This is a genomic window from Bacillus sp. NP247, assembly GCF_018966865.1.
GTDB lineage: Bacteria > Bacillota > Bacilli > Bacillales > Bacillaceae_G > Bacillus_A.
In genome coordinates this window covers 3,151,435-3,174,087 of record NZ_CP076653.1, presented here as the reverse complement: position 1 = coordinate 3,174,087, position 22,653 = coordinate 3,151,435, and the positions used below count along the sequence as shown (strand labels likewise).

Here is a 22,653-nt window from a genome sequence, read left to right as displayed (position 1 = left end):
AATATATATAATGAGGAGGAAATGATTGTGAAAATTGCAATTTCTGGTGGCTCTGGCTTTATAGGCAAATACCTTTCTAGTTTTTTTATTCAAAAGGGATATACTGTTTACATTCTTACTCGAAAAAAAACTGCTGAAACTTCACACACTAATCTTCAATACGTTCAATGGGCACCCGATTTACAGACCTTCCCTCTCTCCTCTATCGATGTAGTTATTAATCTAGCTGGAGAATCTATTAATAGTAGATGGACAAAAAAACAAAAAGAATCAATTTTAAGCAGTAGAATTCAAACAACAAAAGGACTCATTAAACAATTACAAACCCTTGAAACAAAGCCACACACATTTATTAATGCAAGTGCCATTGGATACTATGGCACATCTGAAACCGAATCTTTTACAGAACAGCAAGAGACTCCAGGAGATGACTTTTTAGCAAACACAGTATATTTGTGGGAACAAGAAGCATCTAAAGCCCGCTCCATTGGAATAAGAACCGTCTACACAAGATTTGGAGTCGTATTGGGCGCAGATGGAGGTGCATTTCCCAAAATGTTACTTCCCTATCAATTATATATCGGCGGTACACTTGGATCTGGAAACCAATGGTTATCATGGATTCATTTAGACGATGTCGTTCGCATGATTGATTTCATCATACAAAAAAAAGAAATTGACGGACCTATTAATATTACAGCGCCAACACCGATAAGGATGAAAGAATTCGGTAAAACCATTGCCACTATAACCGAACGACCTCATTGGCTACCTGTTCCTTCATTTGTACTTCGCGCTTTACTCGGTGAGATGAGTATACTTGTATTAGAAGGACAACATGTATTATCCAATAAAGCTATTAAACATGGATATCAATACACATTTCCAACAGTTAACCATGCATTACAAAATATCCTCTTGCATACAATGTAGTACTTTTAAAATACAGTTTTACGGGTAGTCTATCTCCTCCAAGACTTCTTACTTTTTAAACACCGGAGCATTACTACACGAAAAACCTTTCAGTTACTTTGTCTAAACCTATTCTACACATTACAAGGTGACGGAAATGAGGTATCTATGAAAATATTGCTCAAACAAGCCATTGTATATCCTATTACATCCCAAAAGTTTCAAGGAGATGTACTCGTTATAGGAGAACGCATTGCCGCGGTCAAACCTCATATTGATACTACTCAGGATATGACCGTTATAGATGCACGAGCTCTTCATCTCTTGCCTGGATTTATTGATGTTCATACTCACCTTGGCCTCTACGATGAAGGTACTGGTTGGGCTGGTAATGATGCAAATGAAACATCCGAAGTTTCAACACCACATATCCGTTCTTTAGACGGGATCCATCCTTTTGATATTGCATTTCAAGACGCTGTACAAAATGGTGTTACGACTGTTCACGTGATGCCGGGAAGCCAAAATATTATCGGCGGTACTACTTGTGTAATAAAAACTGCTGGAACTTGTATTGATCATATGATTATTCAGGAACCTGCTGGTTTAAAAATTGCCTTTGGAGAAAATCCTAAAAAGGTCCATAGTAATGGCACAAAGGAATCAATAACACGTATGGGAATTATGGGCTTACTTCGTGAATCATTCTATGACGCTCAACACTACGGACATGAAGCTGATTTTCGAATGCTTCCTATTTTAAAAGCGCTCCGCCGAGAAATACCGGTACGTATCCACGCTCACCGTGCAGATGATATTAATTCAGCTTTACGCTTGGCGAAAGAATTCAATCTTGATTTACGCATTGAACATTGTACAGAAGGACACTTTATTGTTGAGGAGCTTTCGAAACACAATTTAAAAGTTTCAGTTGGACCTACTCTTACGCGACGTTCGAAAATTGAATTAAAAAACAAAACGTGGGATACTTATCATATTTTATCGAAAAATGGAGTAGAAGTTTCTATTACAACCGACCACCCTTATACACCAATTCAATATTTAAATGTTTGCGCTGCCATTGCAGTAAGAGAAGGATTAGATGAGAAAACAGCGTTGGAAGGAATCACTATTTTCCCAGCTCGAAATTTACGTTTGGAGGATAGAATTGGAAGCATTGAAGTTGGAAAAGATGCTGACCTCGTGTTATGGACACATCATCCTTTCCATTATTTAGCCAAGCCTGTACTCACTATGATTGACGGAAAAATAATTTACAAAAAAAATAAAAAAAACTAGTTTATTTTTTTGACTAGATAAAGTATTATACGATTATAAACTGAATGAAACCATAATCAATTTGTGTCGTGATTATCATTTTCAAATTGATGAATGGGGAAGGCAAATGGTGCGCCACCAGCGTTAGAAACTGGTTCTAGTGGGTTCGATTCCCACCCCGAAATTTTTTAAAGATTGATATAAAAATTTCGAGGGTGGGGTGCTTTTTCGTCATGCTACCCTCGTGTGAGGAGGAGTTAGTGTGTTGAAAAAACGCGACTTACACGACAGCCACGTTCTATACGAATTAATGGTGGATCCTGCTGTCTTCCCTTTTGTGCGTCAAAAGGCCTATTCTTATGAAGAATATTTATTTTTAACGAAACAAACAATCGAAGCCGAAGAGCGTGGAGAATTAATCTCACGCACAATTTTAGATGAATGGGGTAACCCCATCGGCACAATTACTTTATTTGATGTGCAAGAAAAAGCTGGATTCCTCGGAACTTGGCTTGGCAAACCATATCATGGTAAAGGATATAACAAATTGGCGAAAGATTCATTTTTCAGCGAACTTTTCTACGAATTAGATATTGAAACGATTTTTATGCGTATTCGTAAAATAAATATTCGGTCTATTAAAGCTGCCGAAAAACTACAATATGTAAATCTAGCAAACGAAACAAGAAAAGCCGTTTATGATGAAATTAATGCGCATGAAGAAGTATATAATTTATATGAAATTCCAAAAGATCAGTATACACTTGCAACAATGCGAGATACAACATTCCAAGAAGCACACCAATTAAAAGAAGCATAATCTAAAATTTCAGAAATGATAATTAATCAATGCTAGTTTGACATATATGTATATCACCCCATGTCTTTGGAAACGATAGATAGTGACTTTAGGACACGAGGTGATTTGTAATGGATAAAAAGAAACGTGATAAAGCAAAAAACACATTATCTAGTACACAAGAAGTTCTCTATCAACGAGAATTCCGAAAAGCAGATCGTGCAGCGGGTTATCGCTCAAAAAGTATTTAAAGTGAAAATGAATAATTAGAAGGTTTCCCCCCTAATTATTCATTTTCATTACATAAGTTTTTCCAATGGATTAGCAAAAAAGGTTCCTTATAAATAAGGAACCTTTTTTGTGGACAACTTTATCCACAAAATCCGTATAATTGTGCATAAATTCCAAAAGTATTTTACGAATTCATTTATTTAAATGAATTCTAAACGTGAGAATTGTGGATAATTTTCTAAAATTTGTGGACTATGTGGATATAGTTGTTAATATTCCGACTTTACTGTCTAATAGAAGCGCAATCCTTTGTGGATAAGTTAATAATTCACGTTTTTTTTATAACAATAAAAAACCCTCTTTAAATGCTTAAAAGAGGGGTTTCATATTAAGTAAAAGATTCGGCAAGAGCTGGTGATTTAATAGGTATATGATTCGGCTCTGCATGATTTTCTGCCAAAATTGTATCCACAATATGACCAGCTGGCTCAGGACGATAAATACTTTTCATTGCTTCTTTCATCTGAAGAAGCTTCATATCATCTTGTAATAACGCCTCTGTTTTTGCAAAAACTTCACTATCATCACGAATTACAACTGCAGCCCCTTTTTTTTCAAAATACAACGCATTTTCATTTTCTTGTCCTGGGACAGGTTTATATAAAATGACAGGTACTTGTAATGCTGCTGCTTCGCTTAATGTAATACCACCTGGCTTCGTAATCATACAAGAAGTAACACGGAACAACTCATCAATGTTTTCAACATAACCAAATACTTTTAAAGCATCAGAACTTTGTTCCTGTAGTTCCATTAAATCCTGCTTTAAAGCTTCATTTTTCCCACAAACGACAACTACTTGTAAGTTTGGTACTGACATAAATGACTGGCATAGCTCTTTTACACTCCCTAGCACACCATGAGCACCTGCTACAATTAGTAACATCTTTTTATCCTTACATAACTGATATTTATTATATATAATTGCTGGATTTATCTTTAGCTCAAAGCTGCTACGAATTGGAATCCCTGTTTCAACAATTTGCTCTGCAGGTACACCGATATCAACCATCACTTTTTTCACATGATCGGTTGCTACAAAATAACGATCTACTTCTCGATGGATCCATATTTTATGCACGCAAAAATCCGTTAATACGTTATAAACAGGAATAGAAATACCTATTTGCTTTTTCAATTCTGGTACAGCGATGATTGGAAAGGTATTAATAACAATATCCGGTTTCTCCACCTGTAATAGCGTCTTCAAACGCTTTCTCCCAAAATTCGCATACCAAGATGCTATTTTTTTATCATATATTTTCTCTACACCATAATAAAACAAGCGATATAACTCTTTTCCTACCGTATAGCTTTTTAAATATAAATATTTTGTAATATCGGTTATAACTGGATGTGATTCTCCAAACAAGTCGCATACAATTACATCTTCGATTCCTTTTTGGCGAAATGTTTGTTCTAATGTTTTTGCCACTTGCACATGACCGTTACCGTAATGTGCAGTTAATATTAAAACCTTGGGGTTTTTTATCAAACAAATCCACTCCTAGCTTTTTGTTTCTCCATATTGCATATACGACAATAGGAAAAACATTTTCCTTAAACATTACATACTCGGATTCCAATATTCCCCTGTTAGCTATGTACCTGTCGTGGATATGCAAAGCATATAAGATTGACCCCTTAATCCTATCTGTGCTCATATCTTTACATTATACTTTCCTATAAGAGCTTTCGCAATAACTTACAAATGTTCTATATTTCATGATACTCACTCTTTTACTTCTTAATTCTTTTTACTATTTTGATTTCCCTTTACAATTATGTAAATTTCTCCGCCTATCCTTTACAAAAATATGGATATTCTCTCTTCAGTATACTCTTTTCTAAATATATACTCTAGATTTTATTATAAAGAAACAAAAAGTCTAATCCAATATTTGGATTAGACTGCTTTTAAAATATGTTTCGCATGCTCAACATTTTCTTCTGTCGGTGGATTCACATCTGCAAGTGGATACTTATGTCCAAGTGCCTCCCATTTATAAACACCGAGTTTATGATATGGCAACACTTCCACTTTCTTAACATTAGATAGACTTTGAATAAAGTTTGATAATTTTTGCAGATCCTCTTCACCATCGGTAACACCGGGAACCAATACATGTCTTACCCAAATTGGTTTCTTTCTATCCGATAAATAACGAGCAAATTGTAAAATGTGTTCATTTGGTTTCCCAGTTAATTTACGATGTTTCTTTGAATCAATATGCTTCAAATCCAATAAAACTAAATCTGTATACTCCATTAAAATATCTAGCTTATTTTGGAATTCTGGTTCCTCAGAATAACAACCGCCAGAAGAATCGATTGTTGTATGGATACCATATTCTTTACACTTTTTAAACAACTCAATTAAGAAGTCTAGCTGTAATAGTGGCTCTCCACCACTAACTGTTATACCGCCTCCAGAAGCTTCAATAAATGGAAGGTAACATGTCACATCCTGCATCACTTCTTCAACTGTTATTTCTTTACCTTTACCGATTTCCCATGTATCAGCATTATGACAATATTGACAACGTAATAAACACCCTTGTGTAAATATGACATAACGAATCCCTGGGCCATCAACAGTACCACAAGACTCTACAGAATGTATTCTTCCTTTTACCATGTTACTTCCTCCTTTATTGAAACAGCCTCCCTCCGCTACATATTAAAAGCGGAGGAACACTTTTTTCACTTACATGCTTTCATGCATTGTACGGTTAATTACATCAATTTGTTGTTCACGAGTTAATTTAATAAAGTTAACAGCGTAACCAGATACACGAATTGTTAATTGTGGATATTTTTCAGGGTGCTCCATTGCATCCATTAATGTTTCACGGTTAAATACGTTAATATTTAAGTGGTGTCCTTCTTTTATTGCATATCCATCAAGCATAGATACTAAGTTGCGTACTTGTACATCATCTTCTTTACCAAGTGCTTTGGGAATAATAGAGAATGTATTTGAAATACCATCTTGTGCATCTTCATATGGTAATTTAGCTACAGATAATAATGACGCTAATGCACCTTTTGTATCACGGCCATGCATTGGGTTTGCGCCCGGTGCAAATGGTTCTCCAGTACGACGTCCATCTGGAGTGTTACCAGTTTTCTTACCGTATACAACGTTAGATGTGATTGTTAAGATTGACATTGTATGAACAGAATTACGGTATGTTTTATGTTTGCGAAGCTTGTTCATAAATGTTTTCACAAGATTTACTGCGATTTCATCTACACGATCATCATTGTTACCGTATTTAGGGAAATCTCCCTCAATTTCGAAATCAACTGCAATACCATTTTCATCACGAATTGGTTTTACTTGTGCATATTTAATTGCACTTAAAGAATCTGCTACTACAGATAATCCAGCGATACCTGTTGCCATTGTACGTAGAACATTTGTATCATGAAGTGCCATTTCAATACGTTCATAGCTATATTTATCGTGCATATAGTGAATTACATTTAATGTATTTAAGTATAGACCAGCTAACCATTCCATTGTCATATCGAATTTACGCATAACTTCTTCATAATCTAATACTTCAGAAGTAATTGGTGCGTATTCAGGACCAACTTGTGCTTTTGACTTTTCATCTTTACCACCGTTAACCGCATATAGTAATGCTTTCGCTAAGTTTGCACGTGCTCCGAAGAATTGCATTTGTTTACCGATTCTCATTGCTGATACACAACAAGCAATACCGTAGTCATCACCGTAGTCAGGACGCATAATATCATCATTTTCATATTGAATTGCTGATGTTTTAATAGACATTTTCGCACAGTAGTTTTTAAAGTTCTCTGGTAATTGTTTAGACCAAAGAACTGTTAAGTTTGGTTCTGGTGCTGGTCCTAAATTATCTAATGTATGCAAGAAACGGAATGAGTTTTTTGTTACTAACGGACGACCGTCTAACGCCATACCACCGATAGATTCAGTTACCCAAGTTGGATCTCCAGAGAATAGTTCATTGTAGTCAGGTGTTCTTGCGAATTTCACAAGACGTAATTTCATAATGAAGTGATCCACAATTTCTTGTGCTGCTTCTTCTGTTAAAGTACCATTTGCTAAATCTCTTTCAATGTAAACATCTAGGAATGTAGATGTACGTCCAAGACTCATTGCTGCCCCGTTTTGCTCTTTAATTGCTGCAAGATAAGCAAAGTATAACCATTGGAAGGCCTCTTGTGCATTTGTGGCTGGCTTAGAAATATCGAATCCATGAGAAGCAGCCATCTGTTTTAACTCTTGAAGTGCACGCATTTGCTCAGATAATTCTTCGCGTAAACGCATTGTATCTTCGCTCATTACACCGCCAGTTAAATTATAATCCGCTTTTTTCGCTTCAATTAAATGATCTATACCATATAGCGCTACGCGGCGATAGTCACCGATAATACGTCCACGTCCATACGCATCTGGAAGACCAGTAATAACACCTGATTTACGAGCCGCTTTCATTTCTGGTGTGTATGCATCAAATACACCTTGATTATGAGTTTTACGCCAGTCTCTGAAAATCTTGCTAAGTTCTTTATCCATTTCATATCCATACGCTTCACAAGCTTGCTCCGCCATACGAATACCACCATATGGTTGTAAAGAACGTTTAAATGGTTTATCCGTTTGGAAACCGACCACTTTTTCAATATCTTTATTTAAATATCCTGGTTCATGTGATGTAATAGAAGAAACAATTTTTGTATCCATATCAAGAACGCCACCGTTTTCACGTTCCTTTGTTGTTAAATCCATTACTTGATCCCAAAGTTTTTTCGTTTCTTCAGTTGCTTCCGCTAAGAAAGAGTCTTCTCCCTCGTAAACGTTTACATTATTTAAAATGAAATCGCGAACATCAATCTCTGCTTTCCATTTTTCACCTTTAAAGTTTTCCCACGCGTTTTTTACATTTTCTAATACTTGAGTCATCCTAATCTCCTCCATTTTTGATTAGTACAGGACTACGTTTTTTTATATAACAGCTTACACACTTAGAATACTACTTTTTTTCGGAAGTGAACGAAATAGTTGTGACATGTTTGTGAAATGTTGAGCAAACTACTATATTCGTAGTGTTAACCTCGTTTAAAAGTCTTTATAATTAACCCTTTCTTTAATTGTATTTTTTTGGTATTCTTATATACGAGTCCTATTTTGTAATATAAGAACGATACCCATTGTAGAGCTGTAATACTCTTATCTCCTAATCTGTTATAGTCTTATGACAGATTGAAAAGAAGTGTACCGATTAGGTACACTTCTTTTCATAATAAGATAGAAGCTCTATATAGCTCCTCTATTTCTATTTCCATCGTAAAATCCACCACGACTGTTTGTTAATGCAATTAATTGCTCTAATCCTTCTATATGATCACCAATAATTCGAAGGACAGCTGGAGGATGACCTATTTTTGCGAAATGTTCACTAAGGCGAATACGGTTCACCCTATCAACATCAATACGACTTACACAAGCGATTTCAAAACCTGAAAGTACAGCTTTAACTTGTGCTACACAAGGTGACAATAATGATCTATACCCTATTTCCTTCAAACAAGTACGACTAAACGCATTAGGTACAGCAATAAGAGAGCCTACGCCTAAATCTTTTCTATCACAAGCTAAATTTAATGCATATTTAAATGCTGTTACAAGATGAAGTGGTACTCTCAAATCTAAATAATGATTTAAATCATTTAATGCGACATCCGTTCCATCTGCAATAGCTTTTGCAAAGGGATATAGCTCACTAGCTGGAATAACAAAATCACCGTCTATAAATAAAACAATTTCTCCTTTTGCAAAATAAGTTCCAAGCGAACGCCCTACATCGTTTCCAAGTGCTTCTTTATACACAATTGTTGTTGCTCCCTTGTCTTTTGCAATTGTTGCCGTTTTATCGGACGAGCCATTTACAACAACGATGATTTCAAAAGGTTCAATTTTGCGAAGCTCTTCTATAACGTTTCCAATTGTTTTCTCTTCATCTTGTACAGGAATAATTACCGATAATTGCTCTCCTTTATACAAATTAGATGTAATGCCCCATCCTTGATAAAAATCTTCAAAATTTAAAGTATGGTAGACACTCTCTCTTTTCCTATTTCCATCATAATATCCTCCGCGCCCATCGCTGTCTACTATCCGCTCTGCTACAGCTTCTATATGATCGCCTATCATTCGTTTTTCGGAATGAGAAAGATTCGTGCCGTATGCAGCATGCTCGAGTGGACGAAATTTATTCGGCGTAATAACATCAATCGCACAATGACGACTAATTCTCCATTTACTTTGTGCTAGGCGTAGCTGAGCCACAATAGGATTAACAAAACATTCGTATCCAATACTTTGTACGACTTCCTTCGTCAGCGCATGAGGTACAGATAATAAAGAGTCAATTTTTAATTCTTCTTTCTCTAACATTGCATTTAATATTTGGCGCCATACTGTAATAGAATGTGGTTTTTGTTTCTTTAAAAATAATGCGTCCAAATTATTTAAAGCGATGTCCGCCTGATCATGCAAAATCGGATTAAGGAATAATTGTAATTTTGAAGTTTGAATAGCAAAATCACCATCTACAAACAGTAATACATCACCTATCGCATATTTTGCACCAACTGCGCGTCCAACGTCGTTACCAAGTGACTCTTTATGCTCAATTACTGTACATCCTAAGCCCTCAGCAATTGCTTCTGTACCATCATTACAACCATTTGCTACTACAATAATCTCTACTGGATTTAATGGTTTTACCGATTGAACCACGTCTGAAATCGTATCCACTTCATTACATACAGGAATAATAACTGATAACGACTTAGCCATTGTTTTCTTCACGAAACCATTTAATAGTTTCTTTCAATCCTTGTTCCCACGTTACTTTCGCTTGAAATTGAACAAGTTCTCTTAATTTCGTTACGTCTGGTCTTCTATTTGGAATCTCTTCAAATCCATGTGGATATACTTCCTCAAATGGAACGTGCACAATTTTGGAAATAGACTTCGTTAATTTTTTTATATCTTCCGCTACTACCTTTATATTTTTTTCATTCTCAGAACCTATATTAATAATTTCACCATTTAACTTCTCATCCATTGCACGAATTGTTGCCTCGACCGCATCACTTACATACGTAAAGCAACGTGTCTGCTTTCCATCTCCATACACGAGAATATCGTCACCTTGCAAAGCCGCACGAATAAATCGTGGAATTACTCCTGCGTACGGACCACCTTTCGCTCTTGGACCATAAATATTAAAATAACGAACAATCGTTACAGGTAAACCTTCTAATGCGTACCCTAAACATAATGTTTCCTCTAACGTTTTACAAATTGCATAACTCCAACGTATTTTGGAAGTTGCACCGTATAAACGATCTCCTTCTTCAGAGAATGGCGGCTCTCCCTTTCCATATACTTCCGAAGTAGATGCGAAAACTACTTTCTTTTTTCCGTTTAATGCTGCTTGTAAAATGTTTCTCGTTCCATCAAAATTTGTTTCAATGAGCTCTACACTCTTTTCCATTGTCGTTTTAACACCTAATATTGCCGCTAAATGGAATACTACATCATGTTGATTTACTAATTCACCGATTGCCTTTTTATCTAAAACACTGATTGGACTAACTGGAATCTCTTTCATTAACTTATTATGATATTTATTTTTCCCTTTATAGAAGTTATCCACAATCGTGACCTCATAACCTCTTTTTACCAATTCTTCAGCTAGATGTGATCCAATAAATCCTGCTCCACCTGTAATTAAACATTTCTTACTCATACACCCACCTTCTTTATAATTCCACGTGTATCTATTAATCGCCCAATTCCTTTAAAGAGCTTCCAATCGATACTAGAGTGATCCGTTACAATTAAAATACAATCTGCTTGTTTAATTCTTTGTTCATCTAATGGAACGGATTGATATAGTGTATCTCCAATTTTCGCTGTAGAAATATACGGATCATGATATTCTATCTTGTATCCTTCTTTTATTAATAATTGAATAATTGGCAACGCCGGTGATTCTCTCAAATCATTTACATCTTTCTTATATGCAATCCCTACAATTAAAACCGTTGCGGGTGATTGCACCACACCTTTTACTTTACCGATTATTTTCGCTGGCATTTCTTCATTAATTACATGTGCTGCCTCAATTAATTGACTAATTGCTCCAGCCTTTCTTATTCTCCATTGAAAATATAAAGGATCTACCGGAATACAGTGTCCTCCTATTCCTGGTCCTGGCCAATACGGAGTAAATCCAAACGGTTTTGTAGATGCAGCTTCAATTGCCTCATAAAAATCAATATTCAAACTTTCACAAAGCATATTCAACTCATTTACTAATGAAATATTAACTAAGCGCTGAATATTTTCAAATAGCTTACACATCTCGGCCACTTTCGGAGAGCTAACTGGAACGACTACATCAAATATAGTGCTATACAACTCCTGTACTTTTTGTTTACACTGCTCTGTTTGTCCACTAATAACTTTTGGAATTGTTTCAACTGAATACTGGCTATTCGCTGGATCAATTCGCTCTGGAGAATAGCCAATATAATAATCTTCTCCTACCTTTTTACCTGTTTGAGAAATAATAGGAATGATAACTTCCTCCAGTGTACCTGGATATGTGGAGCTTTCAAAAATGAAGGTTTGTCCTTTTTGAAGGTGTTGTTGTATATAATGGGAGGCTGAAATGAGGGCACCTAAATCTGGTTCTTTATTCTCATTAATTGGCGTTGGCACAGTCACAATAACATACTCACTATTTTGGAACTCCGCAACACCTTTATCTGGTGTATTTACTATTAATTTTCTCTCGTTCAATAAATTTTGTAATACGTTAGAAGAAACATCAGGAATATAACTTTCTCCTTTAATTATTAATTCTATCTTCCTAGTATCTTTATCTAATCCAAGTACAGCATGTCCTCTTTCTGCAAAAAGGACCGCTAAAGGAAGGCCAACATATCCTAATCCAATAATGGTTACTTTACTACTAGCATTCATCTATATTCTCTTCTTCCCTTCTCAATTGTAGTATTATATCTCTATCCCTTTCTCCGTCTGTAAAACTCCCGCGCCCATTCGTATGTTGTAATAAATAAGCAATAGCCTCAAGCTGATCTCCGAAAATACGATCGAATGCAGGAATTCGTCCATTTACAAATCCATGTTGCTCTGGGCGTACTCGATTTGTTTTTATAACATCTACAAATTCTACTGCTGTAATAGAGAATCCCTCCAAAATAGCTTTCATTTGAGCTAGTGGCGGAATAACAAGAGAATCATACCCTATTTTCTCTATTACCTTTTTATGCATAGCATGTGGTACAGCAGTTAAAGAGTTATTCCATAAATCTGGTCGTTTCGCTACCAAATTCACGAAATATTTCCCCATACTAATTGGATCTGCCGGGTGAAACATATCTAACAAACATTGCAAATCATTTAACGCCACATCATTTCCGTCTTCAATAGCATGCAAAAATGGAATTAACTTTTTTGCCGGAATAGCAAAATCACCATCAACAAATAAACAAATATCTGCCGTAGCATGCATGGCCCCTATCGCTCGCGCTACATTATGTCCAAGCGCCTTCCCAAATTCAACAACAATTACATTCTCTAGTTTTGCTTGTTTAATAGTCTCGATATCCGCTCCATTCGCAACAACAATAATTTCATCTACTCCTGCTTTTTTCACTTCTTGTATAACAGATCTTATAGTCATTTTTTCTTCTGACACTGGTATAATCGCACTGTATTTCGCTTTTTTCCGTTGTAATAAAACTGGTTTATACTTCCCTATAAACTCTCTATCCCTGTTTCCTTCCGAAAAACCGCCGCGTTTACCATATGTTTCAATTACGTATTGCAAAGCACGTAATTGATCACCTATAATACGACTAGTCGCTTTCGGATAAGGAGAACCAGGTGATGTACCAGTATGCACAGGACGAACCTTATTCGTGTGAATTACATCGACCGAAGCCATATCAACAATATCTACTCCCCTAGACATCGCCATCGCTTGAAATAATGCGGGATCTGCTAAATCCCACCATCCAAGTCTCTCGATAACTTCCCGGCTCATCGCATGTGGAATTGCGATTAAAGAACCAACAGCAAGCTCTTTTTTATTCAAATAACGATTCAACATGAATTTTCCAACTGTCGTATAATGTGGTCTCACCTTTAAATAAACAGACCATGTTAAATTATTCACAACAATTTGATGCCCCAGCTGAATTCCTTTCACGAAACATTGTAGCTCTTTACTCTCAATAACAATGTCACCATCTAAAAACAATATAATTTCACCTTTTGCTTCTCTAGCTCCAATTGCCCTTCCTACATCATTGCCAAGAGAATGTTTATAATAAATTACATGGCAACTATGCTGTAATGCGACTTCCTTCGTTCCATCTGTCGATCCATTATCTACTACAATAATTTCATACGGCTCGAGCTTCTCCACTTCTACTAAAACTTGTGATAAAGTACTTGCTTCATTATGCACTGGAATAACAACTGATACTCTCATACTTGTATCACTCTTACCCTTCCAAGCGAACATAAGAAATAATAGGAATACGCACAAGTACATCTTCCGGTGGTCCATAAGAAGGAGCTGTACGAACACTTACTGCCCCATCCGTCACAGATAAAAGAATACCTGCAACAATTTCTACAGCTGTCACAACTTGCACTAATTCACCAACATGGTTACGCAATTCATCAGTAAATAACATATATAAGTCTCCTTTCTTACGCTTCTTTCATTGATATAATACTTGTAAATGGTAATAAAACTTCTGTTCCTATTCCTTCTTGCAGTGTTAAGAAATCGTCACCAACTGCTACAATAACACCTGTTAACTGTCCGACTGTCACAGTAATTTCTACGTTTTCACCTAAATATTGCTTTGCAATTTCTTTAAAAGGTGATGTATTGCATTCTTTTAAAATACTACAAATAATAGATTGAAATTGACTTGATTCTATAAATTTTTCCGTAGCTTGCTTAGAATTTCTTTGAATAAATTTTGCAAAGTTTTGTGAAAATAAAAGTCGCTCCACAGCAGGCAGTAACTTGTCATCTAAAAAATAACCTAATTGTCTATTAAACAGTCGAGATAATTTATCCCAATATTTTCTGAACAAACACATACACTTCTCCTCCTATTATTTTTAAAGTATAAAATTTTACATCCATACATCTTAATTTATACAAAGCAGGCTTTTTTTGTGATAGGTAAGGCATACATTTTTCAAAGAAACACTCTTTTTTAATCACATAAAAAAGATAGATGGTGTCCCATCTATCTTTATATATATTTTAATTTTTAATTGTAATAATGGCAGCTGCACTGTAAAAAAATAGTTCGTTTCGCATTACGTGCATGATGCCTATGTATACTTGCCCTTCTTTTTCCATTTATTTAATTATCACATTATATATACTTCCTCAATACAAAAAAAGACTACCCAAAAGGGATAGTCTCTTACACTTCAATACTTCGTAACATCGTATAAATGTCGTTATTCACTTTACCAAATGATTTAATGTTGTTTTGAATGTTAGATAATAAAACAACATATACACTACCATTTTTACTAAATCCATTTAAGCAATTCCAACCTGGCATTACGCCGTGATTTGAATAACTGCCCGGATCTACATACCAGCCGAATCCGTAATCCTTTTTCACAGCTGTAAACATTTGATCATAACTCTCTTTTGAAATTAATTTTCCAGAGAATAGCGCTTCATTAAATAAATATAGATCATGCGCACTTGTATATATATCACCGCAACCATATAGTTGTGACATGCTCGGAATGTTAGGTGTTGTCATGTTGTTATTCACTATTTTATAACCCGTTGATGGGAACCTTGTTTGCTCTAACGCTTTACCAAAACCAGAATGCTTCATACCAGCAGTAGCAAAAATATGTTGTTTAATATATTCTTCGAGCGACTGTCCACTTACCTTCTCAGCAATGTAAGCAAGTATAGAGTAGTTCGAATCGGAATACTTCCATTTCTCTCCTGGACCGCCAATACGCTTTTGATTTCCTATCCGCTTTATCAGTTCTTCATGAGAAATATCTTCTGTTCCCTGCCCATATTCAGGAATCCCTGATGTATGTGTTAACAAATGTTTTAGCTGAATGCCATTACCTTGAGGGAAATCTGGAATATACTTTGCAACCGTATCCTCTACTTGCAACTTATTTTGATCTTTCAATTGCATAATAGCAGTCGCTACAAATGCCTTTGAAATAGAGCCAATATAAAAGGTCGTTTCTGAATTATTCGGTACTTGCTTCTCTTTGTTCGCCATACCGTATCCTTTATTCAAAAGAACTTTTCCGTTCTTCACAATAACAGCTGTCCCACTAAATCCTGCGTTTTGTAAATATTGATCTAATTGAGCGTTTTCATTAATTTCTTGAGGCGGTCCTTCAGCAGGTTTCTCTATAACTTGCGCCTGCTTTACCTGTTCTTCCTGCTCTTTTTGTTTTCTTTGTTTTTCAGCTTCTTGCCTTTTCATTTCTTCTTTCTTTTTTATCTCTTCTTGCTTCTTCATTTCTGCTGTCGCTTTTAAAGTTTCTTCTTTCTTATTATGCGCAACAATTTTTGTATACATGAAATATACAAGTGACAGTAGTAGGGCTAGAATGATTGTTCTTTTTATGTATACAATCGACCGATTTGCTTTCCCATTAACAGTATTTTTTTCCTGATCCATGATTACCTTTTTCCCCTTATTTACCGATAATTTAATTCATCTACACAAGACTTATTTCAAATCATTTCCGCAGATTATGGACACTCCATTTTATGTCATCACTACTGTATCACGCACCGAACATATTACCAACCTATATGTATAAAAAAGAAAAAGAAAATTTACAAAAGTAAGATTCCCGTTAAATTTTCAACAAAAAAAAGAGGATATCCTCTAAAAAAACTGATGTTATCAATCTTTTTGGATATCCTCTTATTTAATTATTTATACGTGTTTTTTCATATCATCGGCAACAGATTCAACATTTGTGCCTACGATAACTTGTACACTTGTGTTACTTAATTTCATAACACCTTTTGCACCTGCGCGTTTTAATGCAGGCTCATTTACTAAACCTGCATCTTTCACTTGTAGACGTAGACGTGTTGCACAGTTATCAATAACAGTTAAGTTCTCTTTTCCACCTAAAGCTGCTACGTAAGTTTCACCAATTGAACCTGCAACTGGTGCATCACCATCTTCAGCTAACTCATCTTCGTCTTCACGACCAGGAGTTTTTAAATCAAACTTCTTAATTAAGAAGTAGAATACTACGAAGTAAATTGCTGCGTAAATTAAACCGATCCCAGCTAGTAACACTGGCTTTGTTGCAATACCAAAGTTTAAGAAGTAATCAATTGCACCGGCACTAAATGTGAAGCCATCGTGAATGCCAAGTGATGTTGTTACAAATAAAGAAATACCTGTTAACACGGCATGAATACCATATAATACTGGTGATAAGAACATGAATGAGAATTCAATCGGTTCTGTAATACCAGTTAAGAATGAAGTTAATGCTAGACCACCTAACATACCTGTAACCATTTTACGGTTTTCTGGTTTAGCAGCTGCAATCATTGCGAAACATGCTGCTGGTAAACCGAACATCATAACTGGGAAGAAACCAGTCATAAACATACCTGCTGTTTTATCCCCTGCAAGGAAGCGAGCGATATCACCATTTACAACATTACCTGCTGCATTTGTAAAGTCACCAAATACGAACCAGAAGTATGTGTTCATTACATGGTGTAAACCAATTGGGATTAATAAACGGTTTAATAAACCAAATAGACCTGAACCAACTGCACCTAAATTAACAATTCCATGAGCCAGTGCATCAATACCATTTTGAATTGCTGGCCAAATTTGTGCGAATAGAATTCCTAATATTAGCATCACAACCGATGTAACAATCGGAACGAAACGTTTTCCAGCAAAGAAACCTAACCATTCTGGAAGTTTAATTTTATGGAATTTATTATAAAGGAGCCCTGCTATAACACCGACAATAATACCACCTAAAACTTTCATATCCACTTTAGTCGATAATTCGGCTGCCTTAGATACTTGTGTCATTGTATCTGCAAGCTTAGAAGGATCTACATTCGCGCTATTGCCTATTAAATCTTGGACTTTACCTAATTTATCTTGTAATTCTGCAGTAGAATATCCCTTACTAAGTGCATCAATACTGTTTTTCATAACCAGATAACCAATTGCACCTGCAAGACCTGCTGCACCACTACCATCAACTGAAAGACCTATTGCAATACCTATTGCAAAAATAAGTGCTAAATTATCAAAAACTGCTGCGCCGGCCTGTGCCATAACAGGAATATCAAATACATCTGGTTGCCCTAAACGAAGCAATAATCCTGCTGCTGGTAGTACGGCGATTGGAAGCATTAACGCTTTACCAATACGTTGTAAAAACTGCAACATTTTAATTCCCCCTATCAAATTTATGAAATCGTTATCATTATAAGTACGCTTTAGAAAACGCTTTCTATTACATAACCATAATAACATATAGTTGTATAGATGTGTAGTTTTTATTTTCGAACTTTTAATGGATAAGTTTTCTATTTCCAAACTGTTATATAAAAGGAAAATTCTCCTTATTGAATACAAAATATGCAGGCAAAAAAACTAATTATAGCACACATAACTTTCGTTTTATCATTCCACTTTTTCATGTTATTATTTATTTCCGAGCATATCGGGAAAAGTAAACTTAGTTAATTCAAAATAGGAGCGTTGGTACTATGCAGTGCATTGAAACAAACAACTTACAGCAGTTGTTAGAACAAGTAAAACCATATACGAAAAAAGGAAAACTTGCTACTTATATCCCCGAACTAGGAAATGCAGATCCAGCTGATTTAGGGATTGCCATTTTCCATAAAGAAACAGAATATATCCATGCTGGCAACTCACAAACACTATTTACTCTTCAAAGTATTTCCAAAGTAATTACACTTGCACTTGCCCTTTTAGATCGTGGTGAAGAATATGTATTTTCTAAAGTTGGAATGGAGCCAACCGGTGACCCTTTCAATTCTATTATTAAGTTAGAAACGACAAGTCCTTCCAAACCTCTTAATCCAATGATTAATGCAGGAGCACTAGCTATTACAAGCATGTTAGCAGGAAAAGATAACGAAGAGAAAATGGAGCATATTCTTCATTTTGTACGTGAAATAACAGATAATCCTACTATTAATTATTCTTCTACAGTTGCTAATTCAGAATTAGAGACTGCTTACTTAAACCGTTCACTTTGTTATTATATGAAACAAAATGGAATTATCGATTGTGATATTGAAGAACTTATGGATTTATACACTCGTCAATGTGCAGTTGAAGTAAACTGTATCGATTTAGCACGTATTGGCTTAATTTTTGCAATGGATGGATATGATCCATATAAAAAGAAACAGATCATCCCTAAACATATTACGAAAATTTGTAAAACATTTATGGTTACTTGCGGGATGTATAATGAATCTGGTGAATTTGCAATTCGTGTTGGAATCCCTGCAAAAAGTGGTGTCGCGGGCGGCATTTTCGGCTGCGTAAAAGGCGAAATGGGAATCGGTATTTTCGGACCGGCTTTAGATGCAAACGGAAATAGTATCGCTGGTTTTAAAATTCTTGAATTACTTTCTGCCCAAGAAGGTTGGAGTATGTTTTAATTTAGAAGTTATCCTGCTATATTGGCAGGATTTTTTATTTCACAAAAAAATCGTTCTACTAGGCTTCAACACAATTCAAAAAAACAGTAATAAAAGTTCTCTTTATTATGCATATTTGCTCCCCCCTCCTGAATAATATAGTACAACCTAGCGCTGTATGTGGAGGTGTAAAAGATGAAACTCATATTTCAAATGGAGAAACAACCTGTTCTCGAAAAAACAATTCTTCTTTTCATATTGAGTATTGTAGAAAGTTTGAAACTAAAAGTTGTTTCACTCGATGAAGCTCACCGATACATATTCAATTTAGAAGTGCTTGAACTATTAATGGATCGGAACATCGATGATCAAGTACTAGAACTTATTCATTTCGGAATGGGACTTGAAGACATTTACCATGTACTTCCCGAAGAACTTGAGCATAGTATTGAAGAACTGAAATGGCTTTGTATTCAAGTTTTAAGTGAGTACAGTATGCATGATGAAGAATGTGCACAACTAATTGAAGATATACGCTAAAAAGCACCTATACAGGTGCTTTTACTTTTTCAAACCTTTTTACACACGAAATTTGGATAATACTCACAATTTTTCATTACCTTAAAATGATTTCACGTCGATATATGCAATTTCTTAGTGTATTTCCAAGGAAATACTCGAATACTGTTTTCTTTATCCTTCTTACAACAATTGATCAATTCCAATTAGAATTAATAACACACCTGCAATTATAGTTGCCCATTTCCCTAAGTATTCAGCTAAAAATCTTTTTCCTACATACGCAAAACCACTAATACAAATAAAACTAAACACCCCAGAAATGCATGCCGTAAGCCAAAGATTTAAATTTGTTACTCCAGCATCAAACCCACCCGCAATATTATTAATAGACAATGCAACCCCTAAAACAATTGCTTCAGAAAAACCAATTGTTTTAGAGCCATCAAAATCTGCTTTTTCTGGATCACGTAAAATTCCCATAAGTACATTACCATCTTCAGTGCCTGCAGTATCTCTTTGACTCAAGAAAGGCTGACATAAAATAAACACCCCGATTATTCCTAAAACGATTGCTCCGATCAGGTTTGCTGTAAACTCTGAAATAAATACCGCAATCCAGTTCCCAAAAAAACCAGCTAGTAAAGTAAATAAAAACCCAAAAAATGCGATGATAAAATTGTTAAACCACGAAATCCGAATTTTACGAATGCCATATGCAATCCCAACACCTGCATTATCTAAATTAGAAGCAATTCCGATTAAAAAAATTGAAAATAGACCTGCCGTACTCATCAACATTCACCCCTTTTTCTCACTTTTCCATGCATATTATGAAAATGTTGAGCAACTGTGCCTGTCTATTTCATATACTTGTAATAAATGCTCAACATTTTTTCAACAATAAAAAAGGAGTGCCTTCATTATGCCTAAAGAAAATTCAAATGAGCGGCTTAGTACATTAATAAAAAAACTTTTAAAAGAACGTGCTTTATCCATGCGCCAATTAGGAATGCTTACAAATATTGATCCCGCAACGATCTCAAGAATTATGAATGGCAAACAACCGCCAAAACAAAAACATCTACAAAAATTTGCAGAATGTCTACAAGTTCCACCACAATTGTTATTTGATGCGATGTATCCTGATTCTCCTCACACCAATAAAGAAAAGACGGATATGTACACATCTCTTGATACAATTCAGCAAACTCTGCAATCCTCTAACTTATTTGATTTCGACTACACAACAACGCGCGTAAAACAAGAACTTGAAAACTATGAACGCTATGCTCAAACAACAGAAGGTGAAAAACGTATTCACGAAAGTTTCGCAAGTAAATTAGAACAAATTGATAGCGCTGGTCCTTTTATTGAACAATTAACAGATATGTATCAACAATTTTGTACAGAAACCATTTCAAACGAAGAACGTGCAGTTATTGGGGGGGCCTTACTATATTTCATTTTATCAACAGACATTATCCCCGATTATCTTTTTCCAATTGGCTATTTAGATGATGCAATTGCTGTTGAATTAGCGAAAGAGAAATTAATTGAAATAAAACGAAAAACATAGAAAAATAAAGTGAAGGCTTTTATGGGCAGCACGACTCCCACCTAACTTCTTTGCTTTCCCTGAATTTTGAGGTGGGGGGCTTACTGCCCGGCGAATAGCGGAATAAAGAACTATTTCAGTTGTTGTTTATGTTCAACTCTGAAATAGTTCACTAAAAAATCGTACAAGTACATACCTGCATGATTTCGACATAATAATCTATTTTTTTGTATGACACCATTCATATATAAATGCTGTTATTACTTTTGTAAATTCAATTAACTGTTCTACTTCAACTTTCTCATTTATTGAATGAGCTTCTTCTAATGTACCTGGTCCGTAAATAACAGCCGGAATATGAAATTCACTAAACCAACCACCATCTGTTACCGTTGCAGACATATCTAAAATTGCATTTTTAGATATAATTGATTCGTGTACGGAGCTAAGAGTTTTTACAGCTGCATGTTCACTATCTATTTCTAAAGAAGGGAAAATTTCGCCACGATCCACAATCATTGATTCTCCGCCCCACTTAAATTGTGGTGGGTTTTCACTTAACCATGGATCGGCAGCCGCTACTTTCCCAATATACTCTTCAATTTCTTTTATTATTTGTTCATGTGTTTCATTCGGATAAAAGTGTACCGTTATCCATAGCAATAAATGCTGCATGACGCCCTCCTTCAATGACAGCAGGATTAATTGTTGTTGTTCCAGATGGATAGCCTTCATATGTTTTCATGACTGCCCAATGACGCTCTAATTCTTGTAAACTTTGCACGATTTTCATCATTTTTTCAATCGCACTCGCTCCAAACAGACGTCCTCCAGCATGGATCATTTGTCTACGTGTTGCATCATGAAACGTTTGCGGGCTTTTCACAGTAATCCATCCAGTAATTACACCGCCCTGTCCTTGCATATGTAAATTGCTTGTATCCACTACGACTGCAAAATCAGCATCATATCCACGCTTACAACATTGAAGTGTTCCGGCTTCTCCCACTTCTTCTCCAATTACCGATTGAAACATTAAGTCACCTGGCAATTCAATTCCCGCTTCTTCTAAAAGCTGAATTGCAAATAAGGCTCCAGCTAGTCCACCTTTCATATCTGCCGCGCCTCTCCCAACTAACCAACCATCTTTTATAAACGGCTCAAACGGATTTGTTTCCCACGCCTCATCTACCGATACTTCAGCTACATCCATATGGCCATTAATAATAAGACTTTTATATAACTCACTTTCCGTCCCTTTTTTTACCCCGACAACGTTCGGGTCATTAGGATACACATCCCATTTATCAATACTAAAATTTCGTTTTCTTAAAAATTCTGCAACAAATTCTTGCGCCTCATTTGTATTTCTCGCCGGTGGTGCAGGTGTTTCAAAACGAATTAATGTTTTTGTAAGTTCTAGTAATTCTTCTCTCCTTGAATCTATTTGTTTTAACAACTGCGAAACTTCTGGATTCATCACTAATTCCCCT

At 35.6% G+C, this 22,653-nt stretch carries 19 protein-coding genes and 2 pseudogenes; 7 read left to right on the top strand and 14 right to left on the bottom strand.

Annotated features, from left to right (window positions below; genetic code table 11):
- The first annotated feature begins 27 nt into the window (after positions 1–27).
- From KPL75_RS16620 to KPL75_RS16605, 4 genes are all read left to right on the top strand, one after another.
- Positions 28–933, top strand: coding sequence for a TIGR01777 family oxidoreductase (locus KPL75_RS16620; RefSeq protein WP_219917038.1), 906 nt, complete (start codon positions 28–30; stop codon positions 931–933).
- 147 nt (positions 934–1,080) lie between these two features.
- Positions 1,081–2,211, top strand: coding sequence for an amidohydrolase (locus KPL75_RS16615; protein WP_219917037.1), 1,131 nt, complete (start codon positions 1,081–1,083; stop codon positions 2,209–2,211).
- A gap of 241 nt (positions 2,212–2,452) precedes the next feature.
- A complete protein-coding gene (locus tag KPL75_RS16610; protein WP_002091129.1) occupies positions 2,453–3,010 on the top strand; it encodes a GNAT family N-acetyltransferase in 558 nt (185 codons plus the stop codon).
- 110 nt (positions 3,011–3,120) lie between these two features.
- Positions 3,121–3,240 (top strand): YfhE family protein, encoded by a 120-nt coding sequence (locus KPL75_RS16605; protein ID WP_000358484.1) that lies wholly within the window; start codon positions 3,121–3,123, stop codon positions 3,238–3,240.
- Positions 3,241–3,608: 368 nt separating this feature from the next.
- Here KPL75_RS16605 and KPL75_RS16600 read toward each other — a convergent pair whose 3' ends face one another.
- From KPL75_RS16600 to nagE, 12 genes and pseudogenes are all read right to left on the bottom strand, one after another.
- Positions 3,609–4,775: a diglucosyl diacylglycerol synthase gene (locus KPL75_RS16600; RefSeq protein WP_219917036.1), complete on the bottom strand. Its 1,167-nt coding sequence runs from the start codon at positions 4,773–4,775 to the stop codon at positions 3,609–3,611.
- A gap of 411 nt (positions 4,776–5,186) precedes the next feature.
- Complete coding sequence (gene pflA, locus KPL75_RS16595) at positions 5,187–5,918, bottom strand: pyruvate formate-lyase-activating protein (RefSeq protein WP_219917035.1); 732 nt, start codon at positions 5,916–5,918, stop codon at positions 5,187–5,189.
- A gap of 69 nt (positions 5,919–5,987) precedes the next feature.
- On the bottom strand, positions 5,988–8,237 hold the full coding sequence (gene pflB, locus KPL75_RS16590) for a formate C-acetyltransferase (RefSeq protein WP_219917034.1): 2,250 nt from the start codon (positions 8,235–8,237) through the stop codon (positions 5,988–5,990).
- Positions 8,238–8,383: 146 nt separating this feature from the next.
- A pseudogene (locus KPL75_RS27680) lies at positions 8,384–8,576 on the bottom strand (hypothetical protein).
- A 15-nt stretch (positions 8,577–8,591) separates the two neighbouring features.
- The gene (locus tag KPL75_RS16580) at positions 8,592–10,136 is read right to left on the bottom strand and encodes a glycosyltransferase family 2 protein (protein ID WP_219917033.1); all 1,545 of its coding nucleotides are present in this window, start codon (positions 10,134–10,136) and stop codon (positions 8,592–8,594) included.
- Positions 10,129–11,094 carry a UDP-N-acetyl-alpha-D-glucosaminuronate decarboxylase gene (locus tag KPL75_RS16575; protein ID WP_219917032.1) on the bottom strand — a complete coding sequence of 322 codons (966 nt, stop codon included), beginning with the start codon at positions 11,092–11,094 and terminating at the stop codon, positions 10,129–10,131. Before KPL75_RS16575 ends, KPL75_RS16580 begins: the two co-directional genes overlap by 8 nt.
- On the bottom strand, positions 11,091–12,335 hold the full coding sequence (locus KPL75_RS16570; RefSeq protein WP_219917031.1) for a nucleotide sugar dehydrogenase: 1,245 nt from the start codon (positions 12,333–12,335) through the stop codon (positions 11,091–11,093). Before KPL75_RS16570 ends, KPL75_RS16575 begins: the two co-directional genes overlap by 4 nt.
- Complete coding sequence (locus KPL75_RS16565) at positions 12,325–13,872, bottom strand: glycosyltransferase family 2 protein (RefSeq protein ID WP_219917030.1); 1,548 nt, start codon at positions 13,870–13,872, stop codon at positions 12,325–12,327. The genes KPL75_RS16570 and KPL75_RS16565 overlap by 11 nt, the downstream gene beginning before the upstream one ends.
- Positions 13,873–13,885: 13 nt before the next feature.
- Positions 13,886–14,080, bottom strand: coding sequence for an LSm family protein (locus KPL75_RS16560; RefSeq protein ID WP_002091140.1), 195 nt, complete (start codon positions 14,078–14,080; stop codon positions 13,886–13,888).
- 16 nt (positions 14,081–14,096) lie between these two features.
- The gene (locus KPL75_RS16555; protein ID WP_219917029.1) at positions 14,097–14,498 is read right to left on the bottom strand and encodes an LSm family protein; all 402 of its coding nucleotides are present in this window, start codon (positions 14,496–14,498) and stop codon (positions 14,097–14,099) included.
- A 335-nt stretch (positions 14,499–14,833) separates the two neighbouring features.
- Positions 14,834–16,084 carry a serine hydrolase domain-containing protein gene (locus tag KPL75_RS16550; protein WP_219917028.1) on the bottom strand — a complete coding sequence of 417 codons (1,251 nt, stop codon included), beginning with the start codon at positions 16,082–16,084 and terminating at the stop codon, positions 14,834–14,836.
- 264 nt (positions 16,085–16,348) lie between these two features.
- A complete protein-coding gene (nagE, locus tag KPL75_RS16545; protein WP_219917027.1) occupies positions 16,349–17,851 on the bottom strand; it encodes an N-acetylglucosamine-specific PTS transporter subunit IIBC in 1,503 nt (500 codons plus the stop codon).
- 323 nt (positions 17,852–18,174) lie between these two features.
- Here nagE and glsA point away from each other — a divergent pair, with 323 nt between their 5' ends.
- Positions 18,175–19,104: a glutaminase A gene (gene glsA, locus KPL75_RS16540; RefSeq protein ID WP_078180140.1), complete on the top strand. Its 930-nt coding sequence runs from the start codon at positions 18,175–18,177 to the stop codon at positions 19,102–19,104.
- A 174-nt stretch (positions 19,105–19,278) separates the two neighbouring features.
- Positions 19,279–19,623, top strand: coding sequence for a DUF3969 family protein (locus KPL75_RS16535; protein WP_016103267.1), 345 nt, complete (start codon positions 19,279–19,281; stop codon positions 19,621–19,623).
- 162 nt (positions 19,624–19,785) lie between these two features.
- On the opposite strand, the gene ytaF is transcribed toward KPL75_RS16535, so the two are convergent.
- The gene (ytaF, locus tag KPL75_RS16530) at positions 19,786–20,397 is read right to left on the bottom strand and encodes a sporulation membrane protein YtaF (protein WP_219917026.1); all 612 of its coding nucleotides are present in this window, start codon (positions 20,395–20,397) and stop codon (positions 19,786–19,788) included.
- Positions 20,398–20,527: 130 nt separating this feature from the next.
- Between ytaF and KPL75_RS16525 the strand changes: the two genes are divergently transcribed.
- Entirely contained in the window at positions 20,528–21,181 is a 654-nt protein-coding gene (locus KPL75_RS16525; RefSeq protein ID WP_219917025.1) for a helix-turn-helix domain-containing protein, read from the top strand.
- A gap of 198 nt (positions 21,182–21,379) precedes the next feature.
- Here KPL75_RS16525 and KPL75_RS16520 read toward each other — a convergent pair.
- Positions 21,380–22,640: pseudogene (locus KPL75_RS16520) on the bottom strand (acetylornithine deacetylase).
- Positions 22,641–22,653: the final 13 nt, after the last annotated feature.

Excerpts from the sequence above, each read along its gene's own strand:
- KPL75_RS16615 (WP_219917037.1), top strand. The coding sequence starts at position 1,081 with ATGAAAATATTGCTCAAACAAGCCATTGTATATCCTATTACATCCCAA.
- KPL75_RS16605 (WP_000358484.1), top strand. The coding sequence starts at position 3,121 with ATGGATAAAAAGAAACGTGATAAAGCAAAAAACACATTATCTAGTACA.
- pflA (WP_219917035.1), bottom strand. The coding sequence starts at position 5,918 with ATGGTAAAAGGAAGAATACATTCTGTAGAGTCTTGTGGTACTGTTGAT.
- pflB (WP_219917034.1), bottom strand. The coding sequence starts at position 8,237 with ATGACTCAAGTATTAGAAAATGTAAAAAACGCGTGGGAAAACTTTAAA.
- KPL75_RS16580 (WP_219917033.1), bottom strand. The coding sequence starts at position 10,136 with ATGGCTAAGTCGTTATCAGTTATTATTCCTGTATGTAATGAAGTGGAT.
- KPL75_RS16575 (WP_219917032.1), bottom strand. The coding sequence starts at position 11,094 with ATGAGTAAGAAATGTTTAATTACAGGTGGAGCAGGATTTATTGGATCA.
- KPL75_RS16570 (WP_219917031.1), bottom strand. The coding sequence starts at position 12,335 with ATGAATGCTAGTAGTAAAGTAACCATTATTGGATTAGGATATGTTGGC.
- KPL75_RS16565 (WP_219917030.1), bottom strand. The coding sequence starts at position 13,872 with ATGAGAGTATCAGTTGTTATTCCAGTGCATAATGAAGCAAGTACTTTA.
- KPL75_RS16560 (WP_002091140.1), bottom strand. The coding sequence starts at position 14,080 with ATGTTATTTACTGATGAATTGCGTAACCATGTTGGTGAATTAGTGCAA.
- KPL75_RS16555 (WP_219917029.1), bottom strand. The coding sequence starts at position 14,498 with ATGTGTTTGTTCAGAAAATATTGGGATAAATTATCTCGACTGTTTAAT.
- KPL75_RS16550 (WP_219917028.1), bottom strand. The coding sequence starts at position 16,084 with ATGGATCAGGAAAAAAATACTGTTAATGGGAAAGCAAATCGGTCGATT.
- nagE (WP_219917027.1), bottom strand. The coding sequence starts at position 17,851 with ATGTTGCAGTTTTTACAACGTATTGGTAAAGCGTTAATGCTTCCAATC.
- glsA (WP_078180140.1), top strand. The coding sequence starts at position 18,175 with ATGCAGTGCATTGAAACAAACAACTTACAGCAGTTGTTAGAACAAGTA.
- KPL75_RS16535 (WP_016103267.1), top strand. The coding sequence starts at position 19,279 with ATGAAACTCATATTTCAAATGGAGAAACAACCTGTTCTCGAAAAAACA.
- ytaF (WP_219917026.1), bottom strand. The coding sequence starts at position 20,397 with ATGAGTACGGCAGGTCTATTTTCAATTTTTTTAATCGGAATTGCTTCT.
- KPL75_RS16525 (WP_219917025.1), top strand. The coding sequence starts at position 20,528 with ATGCCTAAAGAAAATTCAAATGAGCGGCTTAGTACATTAATAAAAAAA.